This is a genomic window from Limnothrix sp. FACHB-881, from assembly GCF_014698135.1.
GTDB lineage: Bacteria > Cyanobacteriota > Cyanobacteriia > CACIAM-69d > CACIAM-69d > CACIAM-69d.
In genome coordinates, this window is record NZ_JACJSN010000003.1 from 145,452 (window position 1) to 171,081 (window position 25,630).

General features: G+C 55.6%; 19 protein-coding genes. 6 read left to right on the forward strand and 13 right to left on the reverse strand.

Features of this window, described 5'->3' with window-relative positions:
• Positions 1-237 precede the first annotated feature (237 nt).
• Both rodA and H6G52_RS04705 read right to left on the reverse strand, forming a co-directional pair.
• Positions 238-1,497, reverse strand: a complete 1,260-nt coding sequence (rodA, locus tag H6G52_RS04700) for a rod shape-determining protein RodA (RefSeq protein ID WP_242026199.1) — start codon at positions 1,495-1,497, stop codon at positions 238-240.
• A 101-nt stretch (positions 1,498-1,598) separates the two neighbouring features.
• Positions 1,599-2,678, reverse strand: a complete 1,080-nt coding sequence (locus H6G52_RS04705) for an Mrp/NBP35 family ATP-binding protein (RefSeq protein WP_099531576.1) — start codon at positions 2,676-2,678, stop codon at positions 1,599-1,601.
• A 942-nt stretch (positions 2,679-3,620) separates the two neighbouring features.
• Between H6G52_RS04705 and hemF the strand changes: the two genes are divergently transcribed.
• The 3 genes from hemF to H6G52_RS04720 all read left to right on the forward strand — a co-directional run bounded on the left by hemF (position 3,621) and on the right by H6G52_RS04720 (position 6,112).
• On the forward strand, positions 3,621-4,637 hold the full coding sequence (gene hemF / locus H6G52_RS04710; protein ID WP_242026213.1) for an oxygen-dependent coproporphyrinogen oxidase: 1,017 nt from the start codon (positions 3,621-3,623) through the stop codon (positions 4,635-4,637).
• A gap of 306 nt (positions 4,638-4,943) precedes the next feature.
• Entirely contained in the window at positions 4,944-5,303 is a 360-nt protein-coding gene (locus H6G52_RS04715) for an STAS domain-containing protein (RefSeq protein WP_099531579.1), read from the forward strand.
• A 584-nt stretch (positions 5,304-5,887) separates the two neighbouring features.
• Complete coding sequence (locus H6G52_RS04720) at positions 5,888-6,112, forward strand: DUF4327 family protein (RefSeq protein WP_099531580.1); 225 nt, start codon at positions 5,888-5,890, stop codon at positions 6,110-6,112.
• Positions 6,113-6,936: 824 nt separating this feature from the next.
• Here H6G52_RS04720 and H6G52_RS04725 read toward each other — a convergent pair.
• From H6G52_RS04725 to hetZ, 3 genes are all read right to left on the reverse strand, one after another.
• Positions 6,937-7,173, reverse strand: a complete 237-nt coding sequence (locus tag H6G52_RS04725) for a NifU family protein (RefSeq protein WP_099531583.1) — start codon at positions 7,171-7,173, stop codon at positions 6,937-6,939.
• Between the two features lie 291 nt (positions 7,174-7,464).
• Entirely contained in the window at positions 7,465-8,583 is a 1,119-nt protein-coding gene (locus tag H6G52_RS04730) for a hypothetical protein (protein WP_190526785.1), read from the reverse strand.
• Positions 8,576-9,754 carry a heterocyst differentiation protein HetZ gene (gene hetZ / locus H6G52_RS04735; protein WP_190526787.1) on the reverse strand — a complete coding sequence of 393 codons (1,179 nt, stop codon included), beginning with the start codon at positions 9,752-9,754 and terminating at the stop codon, positions 8,576-8,578. The genes H6G52_RS04730 and hetZ overlap by 8 nt, the downstream gene beginning before the upstream one ends.
• A 306-nt stretch (positions 9,755-10,060) precedes the next feature.
• Between hetZ and H6G52_RS04740 the strand changes: the two genes are divergently transcribed.
• On the forward strand, positions 10,061-10,576 hold the full coding sequence (locus H6G52_RS04740) for a hypothetical protein (protein ID WP_190355580.1): 516 nt from the start codon (positions 10,061-10,063) through the stop codon (positions 10,574-10,576).
• 579 nt (positions 10,577-11,155) lie between these two features.
• Here H6G52_RS04740 and psb34 read toward each other — a convergent pair.
• Positions 11,156-11,335: a photosystem II assembly protein Psb34 gene (gene psb34 / locus H6G52_RS04745; RefSeq protein WP_190526789.1), complete on the reverse strand. Its 180-nt coding sequence runs from the start codon at positions 11,333-11,335 to the stop codon at positions 11,156-11,158.
• A gap of 325 nt (positions 11,336-11,660) precedes the next feature.
• Between psb34 and H6G52_RS04750 the strand changes: the two genes are divergently transcribed.
• Positions 11,661-12,791 (forward strand): metallophosphoesterase, encoded by a 1,131-nt coding sequence (locus H6G52_RS04750; RefSeq protein ID WP_190526791.1) that lies wholly within the window; start codon positions 11,661-11,663, stop codon positions 12,789-12,791.
• A 266-nt stretch (positions 12,792-13,057) separates the two neighbouring features.
• On the opposite strand, the gene clpP is transcribed toward H6G52_RS04750, so the two are convergent.
• Entirely contained in the window at positions 13,058-13,666 is a 609-nt protein-coding gene (gene clpP / locus H6G52_RS04755) for an ATP-dependent Clp endopeptidase proteolytic subunit ClpP (protein WP_099531589.1), read from the reverse strand.
• A gap of 1,052 nt (positions 13,667-14,718) precedes the next feature.
• Positions 14,719-16,482, reverse strand: coding sequence for a pyruvate kinase (gene pyk, locus H6G52_RS04760; protein WP_190526793.1), 1,764 nt, complete (start codon positions 16,480-16,482; stop codon positions 14,719-14,721).
• Between pyk and H6G52_RS04765 the strand changes: the two genes are divergently transcribed.
• Complete coding sequence (locus H6G52_RS04765; protein ID WP_242026200.1) at positions 16,436-17,407, forward strand: DUF3598 family protein; 972 nt, start codon at positions 16,436-16,438, stop codon at positions 17,405-17,407. The two genes, pyk and H6G52_RS04765, sit on opposite strands and share 47 nt — an antisense overlap.
• Before the next feature lie 54 nt (positions 17,408-17,461).
• On the opposite strand, the gene H6G52_RS04770 is transcribed toward H6G52_RS04765, so the two are convergent.
• The 5 genes from H6G52_RS04770 to H6G52_RS04790 all read right to left on the reverse strand — a co-directional run bounded on the left by H6G52_RS04770 (position 17,462) and on the right by H6G52_RS04790 (position 25,559).
• On the reverse strand, positions 17,462-18,250 hold the full coding sequence (locus tag H6G52_RS04770; protein ID WP_190526794.1) for a glycoside hydrolase family protein: 789 nt from the start codon (positions 18,248-18,250) through the stop codon (positions 17,462-17,464).
• A 191-nt stretch (positions 18,251-18,441) separates the two neighbouring features.
• Complete coding sequence (locus H6G52_RS04775) at positions 18,442-19,296, reverse strand: alpha/beta fold hydrolase (RefSeq protein WP_099531591.1); 855 nt, start codon at positions 19,294-19,296, stop codon at positions 18,442-18,444.
• Positions 19,297-19,438: 142 nt separating this feature from the next.
• Positions 19,439-20,809, reverse strand: coding sequence for an ATP-dependent protease ATP-binding subunit ClpX (gene clpX / locus H6G52_RS04780; protein WP_099531592.1), 1,371 nt, complete (start codon positions 20,807-20,809; stop codon positions 19,439-19,441).
• Positions 20,810-21,453: 644 nt separating this feature from the next.
• Positions 21,454-23,064: an iron uptake porin gene (locus tag H6G52_RS04785; RefSeq protein WP_099531593.1), complete on the reverse strand. Its 1,611-nt coding sequence runs from the start codon at positions 23,062-23,064 to the stop codon at positions 21,454-21,456.
• A 293-nt stretch (positions 23,065-23,357) separates the two neighbouring features.
• Entirely contained in the window at positions 23,358-25,559 is a 2,202-nt protein-coding gene (locus tag H6G52_RS04790; protein WP_190526796.1) for a PhoX family phosphatase, read from the reverse strand.
• Between the last annotated feature and the right edge of the window lie 71 nt (positions 25,560-25,630).

Here is a 25,630-nt window from a genome sequence, read left to right on the forward strand (position 1 = left end):
GGTCTTTTTTATTGTATCTGAAACCGGCAATTGCGATTTGCCCCAGGTGAAGGATGGTGTGATTTCCCAGCCAGCGATTTCAGTAGCACGGCATCTTGATTGGTTGAGTTTTGGGTGATCAAGGAGTTGACATAATCAACGCTCAAGACCAGAGTATTCGACGTTCACCACCCAATTTTCCGCCACGCCAAGTCGTCAAAATTTCGGTGGCGAAATCCGAGTTCAGAGTCGCAGCCGCTAGAATCGCAACCGCTGGCGATGGTTGGCCACCGACAGCACCAGCCCGATCGCCACAAAATTGGTGAGCATTGCCGATCGCCCATAACTCAACCAGGGCAAGGGAATCCCCGTGATGGGAGCCAAGCCGATCGTCATCCCAATGTTGACCGTGATTTGGAAAATCAACATTCCCAACACGCCAATCGCGATCGCCGAGCCAAAGTTATCTTTCGCGGATTGGGCGATCGACACCAACCGCAAGCAAATAATCCAAAACAGGGCCAGCACCACGATCGAGCCAATAAAACCCAGCTCTTCGCCCACCGCCGCAAAGATAAAGTCTGTGTCCTGCTCGGGAATGAAGTTCAACTGGGTTTGGGTTCCTTTGAACAACCCCTGGCCCCAAAGCTCCCCCGCCCCGATCGCGATCCGCGACTGGATCAAGTGATAGCCCCCACCCATCGGATCCTGATCTGGGTTGAGAAACATGGTGATTCGGGCCTTTTGGTATGGCTTCAAAAAGTCCCAAAAGATTTTGCCCAACCCCCCGGAAGTCAGGTTCACCACGATCGCCCCCAAGCTGCCATAGATGCGCCAGGGCAGACTTTTCCAAGCCGCAAACCCCATCAAGGCCACCCAAGCCAACCAAGCGGGCAAGTAAACGTTAAACAACACGGCGGAAATGACCGGCGACACCAGCAGCGCCAGCCAACCGGGATTGGCATTGCCCCAATACAACATGCTCATGCAAATCGACCCCAGCACCAACGTTGATCCCAAGCTGGGCTGCAAGAACACCAGGGCGGCAGGCACGGCCGTCACCGCTAGCACCTGAAACAAGCGCGGCAGGGTGGAAATGCTTTCTTGGTTGATGGCGCTGGCCAGGGTGATGATTAGCCCCACCTTGGCAAACTCCGAAGGCTGAATATTAAAGTTCCCGATCGTCAGCCAACGTTCTGCCCCCAAAGCCGTTGTCCCAAACAGCATCACCGCAATCAACAGCAGGTTAATGCCGCCATAGATCCACCAGCGCCAACGCTCCACTTCCTCATAGCGCGATCGGGCCAGCCAGAGGGCAATGATTAAACCAATGGCTCCCATCACCAGGTGTTGAATCCAGTTCGTGCCCCCGGAGCTGAGTTCGACGCTGCGGATGCTGATGCCACCAATGACGGTCATTACCGTGACCGCCAGCAGCAACACCCAGTCAATATCAGCCCAGGGTTGAATCAGCGATTTGAGATTCCAGCGACTGGAGCGCAACATGGAAGAAGCCATTGAGTGCAAGCAAAGGGCGAGGATTGGATCAAACAGTAGCGGAGCGATGGCCCGATGGTTCACCGCCAGTCGCCGGTAACGCCCAAACTAGTTCAGGCAAACTAGCTCAGGGCCATTACCGAAACCCGTGCCGCCACGGCCTGGGCGATCGCCTTCAGGGCCTGGGCTGAGGCCGAATCCGGAGCCGACACCACAATGGGCACACCCCGATCGCCCCCTTCCCGCACAGGCATTTCCAAGGGCACACAGCCCAGCAGCGGCACTGCTAATTCTTCCGCTGTCTTTTTGCCTCCACCCGAACCAAATAGGTCGTATTGGCGATCGGGCAGATCCGGCGGAATGAAGTAGCTCATATTTTCCACGATCCCCAACACCGGCACACTGAGCTGCTGGAACATCTTCAGCCCCCGCCGCGCATCAATCAGCGACACCGTTTGGGGCGTGGTCACAATCACCGCCCCCGCCATGGGCACAGCTTGGGCCATGGTCAACTGGGCATCCCCCGTTCCAGGCGGCATATCCACAATTAAGTAGTCCAACTCGCCCCAGTCCACTTGGTACAGGAATTGGCGAATGATGCCGTTCAGCATCGGCCCCCGCCAAATTACCGGTTGATCGGGGTCAATCAAGAAGCCCATGGACACCATCTTCACGCCGTGGTTTTCCGCCGGTTCCAAGATGTCTTGTCCTTGCCCCTGCCCTGGCCGCACCATCACCTCCGCCTGGGTTAAACCCAGCATGGTTGGCACGTTGGGCCCATAAATATCAGCATCAATTAGCCCCACTTTGGCCCCCGACTGGGCCAGGGAAACGGCAATATTCACGGCTACGGTGCTTTTGCCCACGCCACCCTTGCCGCTGGACACGGCCAGGATATTTTTCACGCCGGAAATCCCCGCGCGATCGGGCAAGGATTTTTGTTGCGGCGTTTCAGCCGTCACTTCCACATCCACCGACTCCACGCCGGGCAGGGTTTTCACCGCCCGCTTGCAGTCATCCACAATAAATTCCCGCAAGGGGCAAGCGGGGGTTGTCAGCACCAGGGTGAACCGCACAGCGCCGCCATCGATGCTGACGTTGCGGATCATGTTCAACTCAACGAGGCTTTTGCGCAGTTCCGGATCTTCCACGGGGCGCAAAATCTCAAGCACGGCTTCGGGACTGAGGGCGGTAGCAGTCATGGGTGAGTGGGAATTCGTTGGCGTAGCTGAGTCGAAAGCTGAGTCTTAATCGGAAGCTGAGGCTAAAAGAGATCCCGAACAGATCCCTCAGAGATCCCGAATTCACTGAAGTTTCCAAGGCTCGGACTACGGGGGCCGATGGTTCGGCCATGGCAGCGAGTCGGGGGGATTCAGGAACTTTTGGGTGATTCTAAGGATTTGTACTCAGAGTTTGTATGTTTTGAAATCTTACCGTTTGCCGGTGGGCTGCTACCGATCGAGCAGAAGGCTGCTTATGTTCTGAATGTCCTGATTGTTCTCAGGGCTTGCAAGATCGAGAGTTGGGGAAATCAGGGGAGGCTCGGTGCTCAGGGGTCTGGGTTGGATTCTAGAAGTTGCTTCTCCATCTGCTTGAGTTCTGTTTGGGTATTGTTTGAGTTCTGTTTGGGTATTGATGGGTATTGATGGGTATTGATTTGAGTATCTGTTTGAGTCGCTCTCATGGCTCTGGGCGCTCATCAATTTCAAGCTGATCCCCACCTTGATCCCAGTCTTGTTAAGGGAAGTTGACAGACGGCGGCTTAGGCGATCGGGAGCGATCAAGCGCTCATACCAACGATTAATTCCGATTCAGCAGCAGGATTACAACAAAATTGTTAAGTTCTACGACTGCTTGGCCGGACTTTTAGGGGCCTCCGGTACGCTAGAGGGTCAATAGCAACCGTGGCACTGGTTGTCGTTCGGGTGAGGAAACTGACCCAACCGCCAGAACCTGTTTTCTACCAAGATCGATCGTCGTCCCCCGTCCCAGGCTGAGGGAGTTCCTAAATTTAGGTCGATCGCGGGCGTTTCCTTTTCCTAAAGCTTCCTAACAAACTGCGTTAGACATTAGCTATGACCGCATTCGCAACCCCCGCCAAATCATCGATCACCCATCCCGAGGCCAACGGCCAGGCCCAACCCATGGTTGCGGGCGCACCGCCAGCCGACTCCCGTGAACGGGTTGGCCAATGGATGCGCCAAATTCAAGATGAAATTTGCCAGGGACTGACGGCCGCCGATGGGGCGGGTCAGTTCCGTGAAGATGCCTGGGAGCGGCCCGAAGGGGGCGGCGGGCGATCGCGCGTCATCACCAACGGCGGCGTATTTGAGCAAGGCGGAGTCAACTTCTCGGAAGTGTGGGGCACTCAATTGCCCCCTTCGATTTTGACCCAGCGCCCGGAAGCCGCCGGCCATGGCTTCTATGCCACCGGTACCTCCATGGTGCTGCACCCCAAAAATCCCTACATCCCCACGGTTCACCTCAACTACCGCTACTTTGAAGCGGGCCCCGTGTGGTGGTTTGGTGGCGGCATTGACCTCACCCCCTACTATCCCTTTGTGGAGGACGTGGTGCATTTTCATCAAACCCTGAAGGATGCGTGCGATCGCCACAATCCGCACTACTACGACACCTTCAAACTCTGGTGCGATGAATATTTCTTCCTGAAGCACCGCAATGAAACTCGTGGGGTCGGCGGCATCTTCTTCGATTACCAAGACGGCACCAACGAACTCTATCGCGGCCCTGATGCCCAAGGCCCCGCCGCCCACCACAGCAAGCAAGTGGGCGTACCGGCTCAGCGAAATTGGGAAGAGTTGTTCGGCTTCGTGCAAGATTGCGGCCGAGCGTTCCTACCGGCCTACGTGCCGATCATTGAGCGTCGTCAGTCCCAGGAATATGGCGATCGGGAGCGAAATTTCCAGCTTTATCGTCGGGGACGGTACGTTGAGTTTAACTTGGTGTACGATCGCGGCACGATCTTCGGGCTGCAAACCAACGGTCGCACAGAGTCAATTTTGATGTCTTTGCCGCCACTCGTGCGTTGGGAATATGGCTACCAGCCCGACCCCAACACGCGGGAAGCGAGTCTCTATGAGATCTTCCTGAAGCCGCAGGATTGGCTCAATGCACCCCCTCAAGTGCCTGGACTTGCCTAGCAGCTTGGGGAAAACGGCACTCCGAGACCACTTAAGTCTCCTGGGGTGCCGTGATACAATCCGAAGGAGACTTACCTGTCGAGCGCTGCTTCCGATTGCGTGGTGCTCGTAGCCGGTGCGATCAAATCGAAGCATCAAGCCCCCAGCTTTGTTTCGATCTCCGTGTCCTGACCGGGATCGTTCTTTGCACGTCCACTGGCCCCCGAGTTTGGGTATGGTCATGAAGTGCTTGCCGATCCGCCGCTGTCCTCAACACGATCTGTCGGCCAGCCCCCTTCCTAGTCCCCCAAGAGCGAACAATCCATCATGGAGCAGAAGACCCACACGACCAAAGATGGCACGACGGTAATTGTTCTCACCCCTGAAGGACGGCTGGACATTACGACAGCCTGGCAATTTCGCCTCAAACTGCAAGAATGTATTTCTAAGCTGAGTCCTCATATCGTCGTGAATCTCAGCAAGGTCAACTTCATTGACAGTTCTGGCCTCACCTCGCTCGTTGCCGGGATGCGGGATGCCGATAAGGAAAAAGGCAGTTTTCGCCTCTGTCAGGTACACCCCGAAGCCAAGCTGGTTTTCGAGGTCACCATGATGGATTCCGTATTTGAAATTTTTGATAGTGAAGACCAAGCCCTTGAGGGCACTCCTCGCACGATCGCTAGCTAGGCCTTCACCCTAGCGCGCCATCTGCCCGTTGCAATTAGGTTGTTATCAAACAAAAGGGGCGATCGTCTCCTAAGCAGCGCAAACCCCGGGCTGCCCGATCGGGAACAGCCAACCTTTCAGCTAGCGCATAGCATCACCCACCACAAGCACTGGAAGATGAGTCCCATGGATCTTCCGGTGCTTGCGGTTTATGGGCCAAATTGGGTACTTTTTGCCTCCGGCCACTGCTCGCGCCACTCTTCGCGCCACTATCTGGCAACTATTCACAACCATTGCCATTGCCCACGGTTCCAGAGCTTGACTGAGGCTGCCCAGTGACGTGACGGATTTGATCGACCCGCCCAGTCACGATCCAAGAGCCATGATAAGGGGGATGATCAAATATTGCAGGACAGTCGCAGTCTTTAAGAATTTTTAACGGCCAGACCTGTGCTAAGCCCTCGGGCAAGGATGAGAATAGGTAAAAGTTCAGTATTGCCCGCTACTAAGCAACAGCCATAGATAAATTTGGTGCGTTACAGTAGGGTGCATTTGAATCGAGCCATACCGAACCATCCGAATCGATCGCCAAGAGGGCCTTCTATATGCTGCAAACGAAACTGCGTTACTCGATCGACGAGATCCGAGACGAAGCCCGCCATCTCGTGGAAACGGGAAACGTGGATCGTCATCAGCCCCTCTATGTCCTCTGCCAATTTATTCCGCCTCGGGAATGGACTTGTGTGGAGTTTGAGCTAGAGCGGTGTGACTATCTACTCCGGGACTGCGTGGGAGACCTGCTCAGTCACGAAGAATGGACTAACGATTAAGACCAGCAGCCCCATCAAGCGCACATTAATTGGCTTGCCAAACCCTAAGCTATCGCGTGAGATGACGTGGGCGCTGTTACCCATCAAATTTTCAACTTTCGCTCGCCAGATCAAACAATCAACTGCCGATCGGCTGAGGCACATAAATTCTCCCACTGCGATTCATCCAGACCTATTCGGATTCAGCTTCATTGAGACTCACCCAAAGATCTAAGCAGTCCTAATCAGGTCTAGTTAACTCCGGTTGAATTTATTGCATTGATTAATTTGACTTAATTTATCAATCAATGGATTGAACGGAACATCGATCGATGACTCTCCATGGATATCTGAAACCACGCTGAAGTAATTTAGACTGCCAAACGGCACAATTGTTGACCAGGCAAGGAGCTGACGTTCCTTGCCTGTTTATGTTTAAACTGTTTTACTAAAATATTTTCAGAAAAACTTCTACTACAGCCCTTATCTCGATTACTAAGCACAGTTGTCTGTAGGGTGGGCAGTGCCCACCGAACCGTTGATTCATGGCATTTGCGATATGACGTGCCAATTATTTTAAGTAAAGGCTGTATCTAATTTTAGTTTTTAGATGGCTAAGTTTTTAGATTTTGAAGAGAGCTTAAGCAAGAAAATTTGCAGAAAATAATTTACAGAAAATAATCCACAACAGGAAAATCAAACAAGAAAACAAGGAGCAAAAGCCCCTTGTTTTATCAGCGATCGATCAGTTGTATTTGGTTGTGTATTTAGTTGCTGTGTTGACTTGCTTTTGAGAGTCGAAGGTTTCAGTTTTGAGACTCAAACCGAAGGCTCAGGCAAACGCCTTAAACCACTTGTTCAATTTCGGCAATTTCGGGGATCACTTCCTTCAGACGACGCTCAATGCCCATCCGCAGGGTCATGGCCGAGCTGGGACAAGAACCACAAGCACCTTGGAGACGCAGCTTGACAACGGGCCCGTCAATTTCAACAAGCTGAACGTTGCCGCCGTCAGCCATCAGGTAGGGGCGCAGTTCATCAAGGGTGGTTTCGACGTTTTCAACAGTGAGGGGTAGGGTCATGGCGAGCGTTCTGGATTTAGCAAAACGAATGAGGATTTTCCTTGGAGGGATGACCTCAGGGCGGGCGATGGATAGGTCGCTGGATCGTGCGATCGCCCGTCCTTTAGTGTATCGCCTGACTTGATTACTTTTACAACAGGCAAGTTGCTAAATCTGGTTCATGCTCCCGAGTCGTGCTCTTGAGTCATGCCCGCAATTTGACGGGATCTCAGTTCATGGCGAATCGCTCACGGCCAGTTGCCCGGGCCGCTCGTTTGTGGCTGTTCGTTCGTGGCTATTTGCTCGTGGCAGCTAGCGCACCAAAATCGTGAAGGTCAAGGGAGGAAGCTCCGTTTCGCCCACTTGGGCCACGGACAGTCGGTAGCGATCGCCCGGTTTGACGTTCCGCATGGACAGGCGCAGGAGGCCTTCCCCAGCCGCTTGCACCGAGGCTTGTGGGCCGTTGAGGGTGGCAGTGCCCGTACCGGGAAGCCGGAGGGTGAGGTTCAAGGCAGGGCGATCGGCTTGGGGGATGTAGTGGGCCTCAATTCGCAAAGCACCACCGTCAGCTAGCCATTCTTGGGTGACCTGGGGGGTTTTGGCGCTGAGTTCGAGGGTCAGGCGGTTCAGCAGTTCCCGCGCGGCCAACAGGGCAATGGTCATTTGCTGCTGGGGGTTGGCGCGATCGTATTCCACATATTCCATGGGAAAACGATTGGCAGCACCGGTACGCACGGCCGTTGCCCAGCGCAACACGACGGAGGCTTGGGCATTCAGCAGGCGATCTTGGTCGGGAAATAGCTCATCCACGGCTTGCATGAGGGCTACGCCTTCTTTGAGAGCCTGGGCGGCAACGGTTTGACAAGCGGCTAAGAGTCGTTCGGCCAATTCCGCTGGCAGGTTCGTGGGCAGGTTGAGCTGCTGGAACTGCCGTAGCCAGGGATTTTGGGGAACTTGGGCGATCGAGGGCGCGTCCTCGTACGTGTCGCGATAATCTAGCACTGTTTCGGGCGACTCCCAGGGAAACAGGGGAGGACGCTGGGACGCTTCTAGAATCAACCGCTGTTTCAGCAGGGCATGATAGCGCTGGTCAACGACAGGCATTGCATCAAGTTCGAGCATAGGATTCGCAACCGATAAATCGCTGGAGGATAGCGATCGCGCTGGTGCGGGGTTGATCGCCGGATCCTCAAGAGCGGAAAAGTCACTCTCTAGGAGGTCAGCGGGATCGAAGGCATGGGCAGCGAGGGCCTGTTCGATCGCCTGATCAATCTCGATCGGCTCAAGCTGGGTTGCCCCAAGTTCAATCGGCTCAAGCGATCGGGACTGATCAGGGGTGGTTGTGGGGTCGAGTTCCTTGGCCACATCCAATAACTGGCCCAAGAGCTGCGCTTGCAACGCACCGGGAACGCTATCTAAGTTGCTATTCATCTGTCCCCCTCCTCGTTCCGGACTCTGTGCGATTACGAATTTCCCAAGCGGTTTCCAGCAACTTGAACCATAGCTTTTGCACTTGAGAAGCGCTGATCCCCATCGATTGGGCCACGGTTCGATCGTCTGATCCCGCGCGTTTTAACTCCACCAATTTGGTAATTTCCGGGCCCAGTTGATTGAGCAAACTTTCCCATTGACGAGGGGTTAAGCCTAAATCGCGCTCCAAATCCACATCAAGCCACTGGTGAACCAATTCCCAACGGTGGAGCAAGGCAAAGCGAATGAGGTGATATTTGAAACGTTGTTGTAAGTAATCGCGCTGACGAGCATCCAGCCCCAACACCTTTTCAATTTCGCTGGCGGATAAGTCTTTTAATCGCAGCACCAAATAGTTAACGCATTCCTCTTGGTTGCGATCGCGCAGATAAGCAATTAATTCATCCACAACCGCCTGGCGCAGGGCCCCATCCATCACATCGGTGGATTCCTTGGCGCTGATTCGATCGCGCACCTGCTGCACCGATGCATCATCCCAGGAGTAGCCCTCACCGCTATCACTGGCGCTTTCGGCGGCCTGATCCATGTCGATCGAAGTTTCCGGGGGCTGTTGACGGGCAAAGGTTTGGGCCCGCAACACAATTAACTGCTGCGATCGTCCACCGGGCAACGGAATCCGGCGCTTGGCGTAGCGCTCCACAAACGCCATATATTCCGCCAACTCCAGCCGTACCCGAGGGGTGTAGTCCGGGGGCAACTGGTTTTCGCGCCGAAAGGCCCCCAGCGCCTCCACGTAAAATCCCTGGAGGAAATCCTCGATCGCCAACAGCCGCGCTTGATAGCTCGTGCGCGATCGGGCTGGGGAAATGTATCGGTAAATGATGGCGCTGAGGGTACTGTGCAACTCGGCTCGGCCGCGTTGGGATCCCAACTGGTAATAGCGCAAATTCTGTTGCAATCGGTGACGAGCCAGGCTGTGGGCCCAACCCAACACATCCCCGGAAGACTGGATCCGACGACTTTCAGTACAGATGCGATCGACTTCCGCCGCAATTCGATCGGCCACCGCTGTACAAACCGCCTCTGGAGCCGTCGTTCCTGACCGCAACTCCCGCTGCAATAAATCGATCGTCGATTCCACGCCCCTACAACTCTCGTCTGATGCCAACATTACAACCGACCATTGCGACTGATGCCACCCCAAGACTCCGGAGATGTCCTACGGAACGGTTTACCATGACAAGCATAATCGACTCAGCGATGACCACCACGAGCGATTACGCTGCCTGTGCGATCGGTAACCCCAATTAGCCCCCAACAACTTGCCACAAAATCCGCAGGTACAATGCTTGCGGCCAAGCGCAACGATGGTTGTGGCACGAGCGATCGTTGCTAGGACTGTTACTAGGGCGATTGCCAAAGCCGCTGCCCGCCCTGCCTAGCTTGACCGTCATTTTTCGTCTTTTTCATTGAACCTATGGATATTGAAAGCCAAATTCAAATTCTGATCGACAATGCCCCCCAAGACGGTCAAACTCCCGAAATCGTTGCCGCGATCGCCCCAGCATTGATCTACTTCGCCAACCAACTGAGTCGCGAAGACTACTACATCCTACAAACCCTGAATGGCGATTGGGTGCGCGTCACCCTCGGAAACCGCCGCGAACAGGGAATCGAGAAAAATGTGGTCTACGCCTTTCCCACCTTGCAAGACGCAGCCCGCGGCCCCATGCCCACCAAAGATCCCAACTTGATGGCCGCCCCGTTTCCCGTCACGCATATCCTGTTTCAACTGATGGCAATGGAAACGATCGATAGCCTCGTGTTTTTCGACATCCCCGGCGATGTGATGCAGGGCATTGAAGTGACCCGAGAAGCCTTTCAAGAAACCGTTCGCAACCTCTTTTCCCAAGTTCAACAGTGGCAAGAAGGCGACATGATTCCCAATCCGCTGCCCAATAGCGCCACAACGATCCCTTCAGATTTCGCATAGAATTTACATAGAAAGCGTTGAGCCAGTTCTGCAATCCAGACTCATCAGTTCACAGTAGCAATTGATGACCATTGATTGGGATTCAGTCCAATCAACCCCCAACGGGCACTCGACCAGTCTCTAGTCAATCACGCGATCACTTGCACTCATCTAGCCCCTTGCTGCCCCTTTCACAGGCATCCTCAAAACAGAAGAAGGATGAGCCTTGACGAAGTAATTGAGTGATCAACATTATTTCTGTCTCTCCTCCACTTCAGGAAAGAGCAGGAGTTACGGCACAAGCAGGCTGGCAATTCCCATTCGAGTCTTAAAAACAACAAGAGTCACCTCAGTGTTAACCATTGAGGTGACTTTCGTATTATTTGTGGCGATTGACTCATTGCCAGCGACTGTGACTCGCAATGACTAACAGTTGTAGTGGCAAGTCATTACTGCGAACGACGATCGCAGACTGTCACTTTAAGAAATCACCATGAATTATTGTTGTGGGTTATCAACAGGCTCAGAAGTCAATCATGACTACGAAGGGCGCAGAAAACTGCTGACTTTACTAACACCAAGCCTGAAGATTACAACACCTTAGACCACTGAGGATGCAGCGAAGGCAACTGCCAAAGTTAGCCCCAGGAATAAGACAGCGGCCCCACCCAGTTGTGCGTAGCGGCGCTGTTCCCAGAAGGTGGGGTAATGCGCGTAGTACATCTTCGGCTCTTTAGCGTAGTTATTCAGTTGGCCGGTTTCGTTAATGGTGGTGTACATGGCACTGCTCCAAAGGGTGTGGGGGCTGTTTGTTGCCCTGTGTTTCACAGTATAACACTATGTAAATTTTTCTTGCAACATACTTGACGAAAATTATTTTATTTTCCTCATTCGGAGCCAAAAGCCTTTGTAGTCATCAGTCCAGCTCTCGGATCAACCCACATTTCATCGTTTAATAGACACATGCGTTAATAACGATTTAAAAATCACTACAGATTGCTTGCTTTGGGCCCGATCGCACCCGGGGGCGGAAACGCAAGGCTATACTCGTTTTTGAGCGGGGATCGTCCTTGTCCAGTTCTTCAGCCCCTGTTCACCGCTTCCTATGTCCTCCCCGATCGCCCCGTGGCCCGATCGCCCTTGCCGCTTTGCCGTCATCAGCGATTTACATGTCGCTTTGCCCCACACGGTTTGGGATCATCCGAGTCGATTTCACTTGGTGGAGGTGGCGATTCCGGCCCTGGAGCAAATCCTGGAGCGACTGGAGCTACTAAATTTAGATTTCCTGTTGTTGCCTGGTGACCTGACTCAACATGGCGAGCCAGAAAATCATCAGTGGTTGGTGCAACGGCTGAAACAGTTGCCCTATCCGGTTTATGTGGTTCCGGGCAACCATGATTTTCCTGCCCAATCGAGTTACCCACGCATCACGACCCTGCCGGAGTTTGTGACGCTGTATCGGGACTTTGGCTATGGGGATTCTCCGCAGCCCTATTACATTCAAGAGTTGTTGCCCGGCCTGAAACTGATTGGTCTGAATTCCAATCAACTTTCAGAGGATGGCAAGGAAATTGTTGGGGCGATCGATGCGGAGCAAATGGACTGGCTCGATCGCACCCTTGCCCAGCTCAACCCGCAGGATCTGACCCTGGTGATGGTGCATCACAATGTGGTGGAACATTTGCCGGAACAGGCGACTCACCCCCTGGGCAGTCGCTACATGCTCCAAAACGCGATCGAACTGCGCCAAAAGCTGCGATCGGCCGGGATCCAGTTAGTTTTTACGGGCCATCTCCATGTGCAGGACATTGCCGAAGCTGACGGCCTCTATGACATCACCACCGGCTCCTTAGTCAGTTACCCCCATCCATTCCGTTTGGTCACCTTGCGGCGCGATCGCGCGGGTCATCCTTGGTTGGAGGTGGAATCGGGCCGCGTGAAGTCTGTTCCCGGTTGGGAAGATTTGCCCGCCCTTTCTCGGCAGTGGATGGGCGATCGGAGTCCGCCGTTTATGTTGAAAATGTTGATGTATGGCGGTTTGGGGCTGTCGCAAGACGAAGCGCTCCTGTTAACTCCCCAGTTGCGGAATTTCTGGGCCGATGTGGCCAATGGGGACACACTCTTTGAGTTTCAGCAATTGCCCCCGATCGTGCGGGACTATTGCCAACAATTTGGGGCGATCGGCCCCGACGGCTCGATCGCACGCATCGACAACCACATCGCCCTGCGCCTCTAGAAACATCAAGCCCCGCCAGCCATCTTCAAGGCAACGGCTCGCCCTGGCCTTATCCACCAAAAACAGGCAAGGGGCCCCCAAACGCAGACAAGGGGCCACCAAAAGCAGACAAGGGGCTTAAGCCCCTTGCCCCCGCGCGATCGTTGGCTATTCAATGCCAAATTCCGCGCCCTCAGCTTTTTCATCACTGCAAGCCAATCGCCCCACAGTGCAAATCATGCAGCGCCGGTTACACAGTCTCAGCCACGCCGCAGCGCCGCCGCATCCTAAACCGCAGCCACCAACGGCTCCGAAGCCGACGGCCGACGATTAATCACCTGGTCAATCAGGCCATAGTCCTGGGCTTCTCCAGCCGACATGAAGAAATCACGTTCCGTGTCCTCTTCAATGCGGCTCAGGGGTTGACCCGTGTGATCCGCCAGGCAACGGTTGAGATTGGCCTTGTGATACAGAATTTCCTTAGCTTGGATTTCGATATCCGTTGCTTGGCCCTGTGCGCCGCCCAAGGGTTGGTGAATCATAATTCGGGAGTTCGGCAAGCTCATCCGTTTGCCCTTTTCACCGGCACTGAGCAAAAACGCTCCCATGCTGGCCGCCAGCCCAACGCAGATGGTGCAAACGCTCGGGCGGATGTGATTCATCGTGTCATAGATGCCCATGCCAGCCGTCACCGAACCCCCAGGGGAGTTGATGTACAGGTAGATATCCTGTTCGGGATCTTCCGCGTCAAGGAACAGGAGCTGCGCCACGATCGAGTTGGCCACATCCGCATCGATCGCCGTTCCCAAAAACACAATGCGCTCCCGCAGCAACCGGGAATAAATATCAAAAGCGCGTTCGCCGCGGCCAGATTGTTCGATAACAGTCGGGATCATGCGCGTCCTATGGCTTGTGAATGACCTGAAACAACCTTGATTCTAGCGAGTTGCGCCAAATACCTTCTAGGGGTCTCGATACGGGTCTCCGCCCTCAGGTCTGCTCGATCGCGATGGAGCCTAGGCTGAACAGGCTAGTTGCCCATTTCACGCTCTCGATTCTGAGCAAGGTTGATAGGCGCTCAATAGGCTGATCCACCATTCTCCGGCGATTTCTCAGCCAGCCAGAGCACAAGATCAGCAACGCTACACCAAAAACCCAGAGACAAAAAATCCAGAGACAAAAAAAGGGGTGGTGTGTCAATCACACTCACCCAATGAACCGTTGTCGTAAAAAGAGAGTTAGAGCAGGAAAAGAGAGTTAGAGCAGGGTCTGTGGAGATTGTCAGAGATGTCAGACAGAGATGGCACGCTGCGGAGACCCCAAAGGGGTGACTTTTTTGTTTCGTCCGCAAGCGCGTGAATGCAATGGAGTTTTTAGCCCTTATTGCGTTTTCAGCACTTTCATAACTTTAAGGGTATGCGAAAACCCCTAGCTGTCTGTAAAGCTAGGATGAACTTTCGCCCATTCCGTATGAACCTTTGGTAAAGAATTACCAGGCTCCAAGGACAAGGGCTGAATTGAATTGGGTTGAGTTGAATGGGGCTGAGAGGTTGACCCAGCATTGCAACTGGTTAAACGACTTCTCGCCCAGCGTTTACCCCATCTGTTTTTTATCCGTGTCTGACTGTCTGACTATCTAACCGTCTGGTTATCTGCTATCCGCGGTCCGCATTCCTTGTGACTGGCTTATTTTCGGCCAGCTTTACACGCCAAAGCAGGGTTGATCGTTTCCCGCCACTTGGTTCGCCCGTGGAGATGATCCAACTTTTGGCGATCGGGGCTGACCAGGCGGGGGGATGCCAGTATTTTGCCGGTTGAACTCTGATTTGGAAAGGGCGGGGGTCAGTTTTTTGATCGCCACAGGGCGATCGCCTGGGTCACCCCCAGCCCGCTCCTCTCGTTGAACTAACTAATTAATTCAATGAGTCGCTCGCAAACGATTCGTGAACTATTCGCTGATGGCTCCCACCGCTCCCGAATAGATGGCTCCGCGCGGTGCATCCAAGGTTATGATCGCCCCGTCACGAATGGCATCGGTGGCCCCGTCCACACCCACAATTACGGGAATGCCTAACCGCTGGGCGATCGTGGCGGCGTGACCCGTCAGGCTGCCATCTTCGGTAATTACGCCACCGGCACGGCGAATCGCTTCAATGCAATCAACACTGGTAGCAGGAGCCACAAGGATTTCGCCCGCTTCCAGGGAGTTGGCATCCATCAGGTTTTTCACCACCCGAGCCCGACCGCTAACGGAGCTTTGGCCAATGCCACGGCCACGGCCCAACACGGAGGTCACCACTTCTACTTTGATCAAGTCTGTGGAACCGGAGATGCCTTGCAACGTACCGGCGGTCATCACCACCAAATCCCCTTCGCGCAGAACGTACTGTTCTTGGGCCAGCCCGATCGCCGCTTGCAGGGTTTGGGTGGGAGATGGCAAATCCAACACCATCAGCGGCCGCACTCCCCACACCAATTGCAATTGGCGGGCAATGTTGACATGGGGCGTGACGGCCAAAATTGGCGTACTAGGACGGAATTTGGAAACGTTGCGGGCGGTGGCTCCGGACTTGGTGAGGGTTACGATCGCCGCTGCATCCAACTGGGCCGCAATGTCCCCAACGGCCTTAGAAATCGCATTCGGGATCGATCGCCCAGCACTGTCCAAATCGAACTGGAATTTCTCCTGTTCAATCCGCACGGCAATCCGAGCCATGGTGGCCACGGCTTCCACGGGATATTGACCCACAGCGGTTTCGTTGGACAGCATCACCGCATCAGTACCATCCAAAATGGCATTCGCCACGTCGGAAATTTCCGCACGGGTGGGCCGCGGGTTGCTGACCATGCTGTCGAGCATCTGGGTGGCCGTAATGATCGGGATGCCCAGACGATTAGCCGTGCGAATCAAGCGTTTTTGCAGAACGGGCACGTCTTCGGCGGGCAGTTCAACCCCCAGATCGCCCCGCGCCACCATCACCCCGTTACAAAGGGAGAGGATGGCCTCCATCTGCTCGATCGCCTCGTGCTTTTCGATTTTGGCGATCACGGGCACGTTTTTGCCCCGACTGGCAATCATTTCGCGGATTTCCAGCACATCTTGGGGATTGCGCACAAAGCTCAACGCCACCCAATCGACCCCTTGATCGAGGCCGAACATCAAATCTTCTTTATCCTTGTCGGTCAAAGCTTTGATCGACAGGTAAACCCCGGGGAAGTTCACGCCCTTGTTGTTTGAGAGGCGACCGCCAACAATGGTGCGGCAGTGGAGATCGCCCTTGGCTCGATCGACCCGTTCCACGACCATTTCCACGCGCCCATCATCGAGCAAAATCGTGGCATTTTCAGGAACTTCTTCCGCCAGCAAATCGTAAGTGACGGAGCTTGCGTCCTGAGTGCCCACCACTTCCCGGCTGGTGAGCACGAAGGGATCGCCCTTTTGCAACACGATCGACCCTTCAGCAAATTTGCCGAGCCGAATTTTCGGGCCCTGAAGGTCTTGCAGAATCGCCACCGGCTGATTCAGCTCAAAGGAGATTTGCCGAATCAGCTTAATGTTGGACTGGTGATCGGCATGGCTGCCATGGGAGAAGTTGAGGCGAAGCGTCGTGGCACCGGCTTCAATGAGCGATCGCAACACATCGGGCGTGTTAGTGGCGGGGCCAATGGTGGCGACGATTTTGGTGCGGCGCAAGGGCTGTGGCGAGTCCATGAATGTCTCGAAACGTTGCGGGTACTACGATACCATCGATGGAGTCCTCTCTCTGCTATGGGCCATGCGATCGACCTGGGACTGCTTGCTAGAGAACGTGGGTGAGTGGTACGGCTCCTTTGCTACGGTGGATGACCAAGGACAACTCCTCAGCGATCGCCCCAGCATCACCAGCATTACCCCCCTCGAAGGCGGCAAAACTATCTATCAGCGAGTGCGCCAATTTGCCCCCAAGGCCGATGGACAGTTTCCTGAAATCGAAACCGCTGCCCCCGTTCAAGATTTAGAACTCACCTACAGCAACCTGGGGCGAGGCTTCTTAGCCCTCGAAACCGGCGCATTTTCCCAAGGTTCCATGCAATTAGGGCCCTTTTCCGAATTTGGGGCCGAGTTGGGATTGGTGGCTCGGCCCTTGCGGGTGCGGGTCGTGATTCGCTACGACAAGGCGGCGCAGTTAATGCCCCTTTCCCTGATTCGGGAAACCCTGGATCCTATGCCAACCTTGCCGCCGGGGGAGCCGCTCACGCCTGAAGCGCTGTTAACCGCGCTGCCAGGGGTTTGGCAAGGACAGTGGGTGACGGTCTATCCCGATTTTCAGCCGGCCCAAACAGGCATGTCGCACTTGGAAGTTCGGCGATCGGGCGATCGACTGGTGCAAACGCTCAAGTTCGGGAATCAGGCGATCGGCTCTGACGCGGCGATCACGGGGAATCGGCTGGAGTTCCGCGCAGGCAACAGCACAGTGCTCCTGCTGCCCAACGGGATTTCGGCCACCTTTCCCACGCAACTCAATTATCGACAGCCGCTCTTTTTGGAGGCCGGTTGGCTAATCAACCCCAATCTGCGCCAACGGCTGATCCGCAGCTACGATGCCCAAGGAGCCTGGGCTAGCCTAACTCTGGTGACTGAAGAGCGCGTCGCCTAAGTTGCCCCAACAACCCTGGCCCAGTGGCGAGGCGCGATCGAACGCCATATCTGGCTAGGGCGTTGGTGCAGGGCTGGATTGGGCTGGGCGTTGGGCGGGCCCCTGAGTTCGTTTCAACTCTTCTCGCAAAATTTGACGATAGGCACTGGGCAGCAAACGGGTCATGCGGTTGGTTTCAATGCCGTAGCCCAAACTAGTCCAAGTCCCGGACAAACGGCGCAACACTCGATCGAGCTGGCCTTGGCGCAAGGCCTGGCGCAAATCAATTCCCCAAGCAGCCCGATCGTTCAGCCAGCGATAGACCACCCAGTCTTGATAAACCGGCTCGAAACTGTAGCGGCCCAAAACGCCCCAACTGTGGCGATCGGGGTGATAGGCCTTCGCCTTTTCAAACCAGGTGCGATCGAGCATTTGATAGCGACCCGCCGCCGTGGAGCAATTGCCCATATTGGGCCCCAGCAAAATCGTCACGCATTCCTGGGGATGCTGGCTCAGGTTCCGAACCCGTCGGCCGCCGTAAAGCATTGCGTAAGGATCACGGCCATTCGCCTCACTCACGGAAATTGTCCGCATCAAGGCCCGCAGGTAAGGGTCTCCGCCTTGCATGGCCAGAGGTGGAATGGCCACGCCTTCGCTCAGCTTCAAGGCTGGGCCCAAATAATTTGCCCCCGATGGCGACAACTCCGACAGGTTCAAGCCCAACCACAACAGGGTAATGGCACTGCCCGCCGCGATCGCCCCGTTGACCAAAGATCCCCAAAAGGTCGTCGATCCCTCTGCGGGTGAGGGTGCGGGCAACTTGGGTGGCAACTCGGTAGGCGAACTGTTGGCATGGTCAAGCATGGGCCAGAAGCCGGATAGAGCACCGGAGGCAAGGGGGCAAAATTGGGCGATCGGGAAACTGAGCCTGAATCGACGAACGGTCTGGTTTTGATCGATACCTGAGTCCACCGCTCCCCTCAGGCACATTCTAAAGCCCGATCTTCCAGCAGGCTGAGGGGAATCACCCCACAACACCCTTGTCCACCTCAGCTTCATCCATGCAGGAATTGGCGCACTGTGGCTAGGTAAGTTTCCGGATCCTCCAGCATTGGAAAATGCCCCGTGGCTGTCAGCTCGCGGTAGGTAATGCGAGGGTTGAGTGCAGCGGCCTGCTGTCCCAGGCGCGGCGGAATGATTTGATCAAACTGTCCCGCCACCAACAGGGTCGGCACAGGCAAGGCCGCAAAGGCAGCGGGCATCTCTTCCACGGCTCGCAGGCTAACGGAGGTGAAGATCGTGCCCAGGGCCGCCGCGCGATCGGCCTGAGTAAAGTCCTCCAGGAAAGCACGCTGCTCCGAGATCGGAATGGAGCGGTGCAAAAACCGCGCCATGAACAGTTGTGGCGCTAGGGGTAAGCGAGACAGCCAAGGGGGGCGAAATTGCACCACATAGCCCCCAAACCGGTAAAAGGCCGCAAAGGCCGCCGCGTCATATTCAAAAATGCCGCTACAGGTCAGGATGGCTTGCCGAATCCGATCGGGCGATTGCCGCATCAGCAACACGGCCACCGAAGCCCCCATTGAGTGGGCATTGAGATACACCGGTTCCGTGATGCCCAGGCGATCGAGCAGCGCGATCAAATCTTCCCCATAGGCTTCCAACCAGTAGTCAGGAGAATCGGCCGGGGGGTGGTCTTGGGGCAAGCGCGATCGACCAAATCCCCGCAGGTCATAAATCAGCGCATCGAAGCGATCGCTCAGGGCCGCCGCAGTCGATCGCCAATAGCGCCCGGAACCGCCCCAGCCATGCAAAAACACCATAATGGGCCGGCCGGTTGGGGTCGTTGCGCCCCCCTGTCGAATCCACTCGTAATAATGCGCTGTTCCGCGCACCTCCACATAGGCCATGGTTGCAGAGCAGCAAAGAAGGTTAATGCAAAACGGTTAGTGGATCACAAGATCAAACTTCGAGATCGGGTGCCAAGCCCCAAACATCAGGCTTGATCGGGCCATTAGCCCAATGAGCTGAGCTAGTCCAATTTCCGAAGGGCTAGGCAGACTCCGGCTTCGGCAGCGACGACGGGTGCAACAACAACTCCGCAGTCGATCGATGCTCCACCATGTGCCGCGTAATCAGACAGCGGGTCAAATCCTTCCGCGACGGCACTTCATACATCACATCCAGCATCAGCTCTTCCACAATGCTGCGCAGGGCCCTCGCCCCCGTTCGCCGTCGATAGGCCTCTTGGGCGATCGCCCGCACCGCATCCGGCTCAAACGTCAATTGCACATTATCCATCCGCAGCAGCTTTTGATATTGCTTCACCAGCGCATTACGCGGCTGCGTCAGGATCGCAATCAGCGCCTCCTCATCCAACGGCTCCACCACCGCCAGCACCGGCACCCGCCCAATAAACTCTGGAATCATCCCGAACTTCACCAGGTCTTCCGGTTCCAGGTGGCGCAAGGTATCCGCCGTGCGTTGCTCCCGGGATTGGGTTTCGCCCGCTCGCACAAAGCCCATCGACTTCTTGCCCGTGCGCTGCTCCACCACCTTCTCCAAACCAACAAACGCCCCACCGCAAATGAACAAAATATTGCTGGTGTCGATTTGGATGCAGTCCTGGTAAGGGTGCTTACGGCCCCCCTGAGGCGGCACATTCGCCACCGTCCCTTCCAACATCTTCAGCAGGGCCTGTTGCACCCCCTCCCCAGATACGTCGCGCGTAATGGAGGGGTTTTCGCTCTTGCGGGCCACCTTATCAATTTCGTCAATGTAGATGATGCCGCGCTGGGCTTCCTCCACGTCAAAATCCGCCACCTGCAACAGACGCAGCAGAATATTTTCCACATCTTCCCCAACGTAGCCCGCCTCCGTCAGGGTTGTGGCATCAGCCACTGCAAAGGGCACATCCAAAATTTTGGCTAAGGTCTGAGCCAGCAGCGTCTTGCCACACCCCGTGGGGCCCATCAGCAAAATATTGGACTTTTGGAGTTCCACCCCATCATCCAAAGCGGGCGCACTAGGATTACTGGGGCTTGTTGCGGATCCCTGACCATTTTCGGCTTCTTGCAAGCAGGCTAACCGTTTGTAGTGGTTATAAACCGCCACTGACAAGACTTTTTTGGCTTCGTCTTGGCCAATAACATGGTCATCGAGGTATTTCTTGATTTCCCGGGGCTTCAGCACCCGATGGGGTGTGGTGCGGGGAGTGCGGGTGCGCGTCCGCTCAGCCGGTTCAGGACGAGGCGGCGCTTGGGTTGCCGTGCCACCGTTGAAGAGTTCTTCGTCCAAAATCTCATTGCACAGATCTACGCACTCATCGCAGATATAGACTCCCGGCCCAGCAATAAGCTTGCGGACTTGCTCTTGGGACTTGCCACAAAACGAACACTTGAGATGGGAGTCAAATTTCGACATACAGGTTGCCCCTCGAAGTCGCGCACTCGTTACCGCATTTGCCCATGGCATTGGCTCATGGCAAAGGGGTGCTGCGCTGGTAGTGAATCAAGATCTGGCTGATGGCAGATTTGCAAAGTCCCTGGCTCCACCCGTAAACCGGTGGAACCCTTGACAGAACCTGAGTTCCGTCTCAGGGGCGATCGCACGAACATTTCCGCTGGCCAAACGCTGGCTTTGGGCGCGTGGTCACCCTAATGGTCACAATGCGAGAGCAAACATCTAACCAGAGGATACCTTTTTCCATTATGCCTCAAGCACTCCGCAAGCCGTTGAAAACCTGGCAAAGGCACGCCGAACGATCGCGCTGCCCTGAAGTTTTCAGGATCCCGATCGCCCCCACCCCCATAATCCCGATCGTCAATGGAAGCGCCACACAAGCGCCCCCACCCAGAAAAGCAACCAAAACAAAAGAGCAAGTGCATGGGTAACACTTACTCTTTTGAAAATGGCTTCATTTGGATTGTGCCGGCTCCCACAAACGGGTTCAGCCAAGCACTGTTTCTAAAGTTGCCCTTAAATAAGCTGGGCTAGTCAATCGGAGATTGCTGCCCAGCTTGATTGGCCACTACACCGTCATTTCAACGCGGCAGTGGGGTTGCAACTTAGAACTTAAAGACAGTCCGCAACACACCCAACACAGCAGTGTCGTTGTCGTTGTCGTTGTTGGGGTCGGTCACCACAATCACGCCAGGGGTGATCGAGATGTTGTCGTTAACCGCAAACTTGTACAAAGCTTCGATGTGCCAGGAATTGTCATCATCTTCGCCACCAACAGTGTTGTCGGCGTTGTACAGGTTAGGCTGTTGACCCACAATCAGAGCGCCCACGCTGCCTTCCTTGAACAGGTCGGGGAACGCGAAGGTCAAAGCCCAGTTGAACAGGTCAGCGTTGCCATCGCCGTTGTCTTCAGCGTTAGCAAACGTCCAGCCGGCCCAGCCGCTCAGCACGAAGTTCTTGCTCAGCTTCGCGGTGGTTTGCACGCCCACGTTGTGAGCGGTGGTGGGGTCGCGGAAGGGGTTGTCGCCCAGGAAGCTGCCGGTACCACCGGTCAAGCTCGGACGGGTGCGAGCATCGGTGCTGTGGTAAGCGTAGGCATACAGCAGACCGATATCCCAAGTCTTGCTGGGGGAGTAGTACAAGCTCGCAGCAGCGCTGTAGCTACCGTCGAACAAACCAGCACCGGTTTGGGGATCGTTGGCTTCGCTGGCCAGGTAGCTGGCGGCAAAGCGGAAACGTTCGCCCTTGTAGTTCACACCGATACCAGCGCCTTGGGGCTGGCGGAACAAGGGGTTGTAGCGACCGAAGCGCGACAGAGCGCCATCAGCCGAGGATTCCAACAGGGGGTTGGCGGTGTAGTGGATATCGTCGATGTCCAGACCGGTCGTACCCACGAAGGCGCGCCAGGTGTTGGCGCTGTTCAGGGGGAAGCGGTAGTACAACTCATCCAGGATGAAGTTGTTGCTGGTGTTCGATTCCCAAGCCAAACGAGCCATGTTGGTCTCGCTGCTGTAGTAACGAGGCACGTTACCCACTTGCAGACGGGTGCGCAGCAAGTCCTTACCAGTGAAGCTGGTGTTGAAGTTCAAGCGCACGCGGTGCGAGAAGGTGGCGTTGTCTGCTTCGTCGTTGTCGTCATCACCAACAATATCCGACAGGCCAGCAGCCACGGCCATCACCACTTCACCGGTCAGCTTGGTGGTGGTGGAGAATTGGTTGGCTTCCAGCTCGGAGGTGCGGGCTTCGAGAGCATCCACGCGACCGCGCAGGGCAGCCAATTCAGCCGCGAATTCTTCTTGCAGCTTTTGCAGCTTGCGCAGATCTTCCTTGGTGGCCAGGGGATCGGTAGCGGCCTTGATCAGGTCGTTGATCCGATCGAGGCAAGCGTTCAAACCGGCGGCAAACTCGTAGCGGCTCAAGGGGCGGTTGCCCTTGAAGGTGCCGTCCGGATAACCGGCGATGCAACCATAGCGCTCAACCAGCGATTGCAGCGCTTGGAAAGCCCAGTCAGTGGGTTGCACGTCGGACAATTGCGACACGGAGGTCACTTGGTCCATGCTGGCGAGATCGTCTTGCAGGCCAAGCTCGATCGCCGAAGGGCTAGCGTCAATATTGGTTTGGGTCGTTGCTTCACCGGCAAAAGCGCCTTGAGCAAGCAACAGCGAGAGGCCAGCAGCAGCCGGGCTCAGGCGCAGTGCATTCCAGAACAGTTTCATTCGCGTTTCCTCACACCGATACCAGTGAAAGTGTTACTGAGTCAGTACACTTCCTGTGGCGATTATAGATCGAACCGACAAGAGGCGGAACCGAGTCTTGGAAAAGATTCTCGAAAATTACGGTTAAGGAGGGTCTGAAACCCCTGATTTCATCGGTAATCGGGAAGGTCAGGAGGATTCGATCGAACTTGATCGAATTCGATCAAATCCAGTCAAATTTGATGGCATCTCAAGTTTTTGGCATCTTTTGGATCCAAGCGAACCGGAGAGCTACCCCCCAAAATTGGGTGCAACTAGCAAAAGGGCTGTAAATCTTCGCGACGAATGGCCACAATTCCCGGTCGGGGCGGTCGGTTGCGATGACCCTCCGGCCAATTGGAGCCAATCGGAACAGTGCGCCGCTGCATAAAAGGCGTACCATCGGTGGCCATCACCGCCAGTTCCACCACTTGAGTGGCATCCTGGCGACGAGTACCGCCAAATTCGCCAGGGTGTTGCACCGAAATCAGTAGGGTGGCGCGATCGGGTAAAAAGCAAGGCCCCGTTAGTTCCGTTTCCATGGGCCCATAGGCAAAGGGAATTGCCAAACCGGCCGCTGGCCCGCGCGTTGGCAACCACCAAAGGGAATTGTTGCCATAGATAGCCCTGAGATTCGATTGGCTCAGGGGCTGGCCTTGGGAGTCGCGGCGATCGGCAGGAACCGGACGATTTTGTTTATCGCCGCTCATGTCCGTCACCATCCAGAGATCACCCCCCGGGTCAAAGGCCAAATTATCGGGATTGGCAAACCCCAAACCTCCGGCCGCCGGTTCCCCACCTGTGGCGATCAACTGCCAGCGGAAGGTGAGGGCCGCCGGATCCTGATCAGTTTCCACCAGGCGAGCAACCCAACCATACTCATAGGCTCCTTCCCCTTGGGGCCCCACAAAGACGCGGCGATCGGGGCCACCGTCCAGGCTGTTGGTGGAACCGGAGGTGAAGGCAATTAGCACCGAGCCATCGGCCGCCAATTCCGTATCCTCCGGCCGAGCCGTGCAAGTGGCTCCGGCTGCATTGGCTGCAAAGTGGGCATCAATTAAAATTGCGCCTTGGCGTTCTGCGGGTGTGCCTTCATATAGGTCTCCGAGGGTGGCAAATTTCGCCTTGAAGGCCAGGGCCACCGCATCATCTCGCACCCAGGTAATGCCACCCGCCGGCCGCTGGGGCAAGGTGACCATTCCCCCGACGCAATGGCTGGGCAAAACCGGATCCACTGGCGTATCCGGGGCTAAGGGGATCCAACGCCCTGTCCCGTCGGGATCAAACTGGGCCGCGTAAAGCATTCCTTCCTGAAGCAGTTGGGAGTTGCGTTTGTCTTGAGGGTTGCGCACCCGGCCCTGGCTCACAAATTTGTAGATGTGGCCACCCCGTCGATCGCACCCGGAATAGATTGCTAAGGGGCGATCGGGGACAACTCGCAGGGCCACCGCTTCGTGGCGAAACCGTCCCAGCCAGGTGTGTTTGGTTCCGTAGTCCTGAGGGTTTTTGGGGTCAATTTCCACCATCCAGCCATATTTATTGCCCGCCAGACCCAACAGGCTGCCACAGCCTATGAAGTCGTCGGTGTCCATCTTGAATCGGAGTGTTTCAGGGGCAAAGGAGCTGCCATCCGCGTGAACTGGCTCCACCACCACGTCTTGAAAGTTTTCTTCGGCGCTGAAAACCGTTCCCCAAGGAGAAGTGCCACCCGCACAGTTGGCAAAGGTGCCAATGATTCGATCGCCCAGTTGGTCGTTGTAGCCCCGCATGGTGGCCTTTCGGAAAATGGCCGTGGCGGGGCCCGTGGCTTGCAGGTAGTGCCCGTCAGTTAGTCCCGAAAGGCCTGTCACTCGCCGTTCTCGGCGGGACGGTTGCCGCCGCCAGCGCCCAGTGCGATCGCGCTGAATACTGATGACCCCGATCCCTAAGTCTTCCAGAGCGGCGGTGGCAATTTGCCGCAGGGCCTCGCGGAGGGGATCTGCGGGGGCCAGTTGCCCCCAATCCAGGCCTTGACCACCGGCCTGGGCTAGGGCACGGGTCACCGGCTCGATCGGGAGCGATCGCCCCATCACCGTTTCGTAGGCCTCTAACCAAGGCTTGGCGCAAACATATTCAAAATTGACCACCAAATCTCCCCGATCACGATCGGTGGCCACAAATCCCAGGTAGTCGTTGTTATAGCCCACATGGCCGTTTCCAAGGCGATCGCCCCAAACCGCCAACAGGTCATAGGTAAATCCCTCAGGCAGCACCAAATTATCCTGCACCGTAAACGTGCAGTGGCTGGCAATTTGCTCCGCGATCGAGGCTCCTTCAAAATCCAAAGGAATTGCAAAGGGAATGGGCTGAAACTTCGCAGCGATCGCCTGGCGCAATGCACTTGCAGTTCCCGGATTTGCCCAAACTTTTTGCCAGTCCAGGGCCACCGCAGAACCAGCACCCAGGCCCAACAACCCCAGAAAATTCCGCCGCTTCATCGTTTGAAAACGGAGTCTGAAACCCCGCCCTTTAGGACTTGTTAGAATGTAGTTGGCCGCTGGGCTAGCGG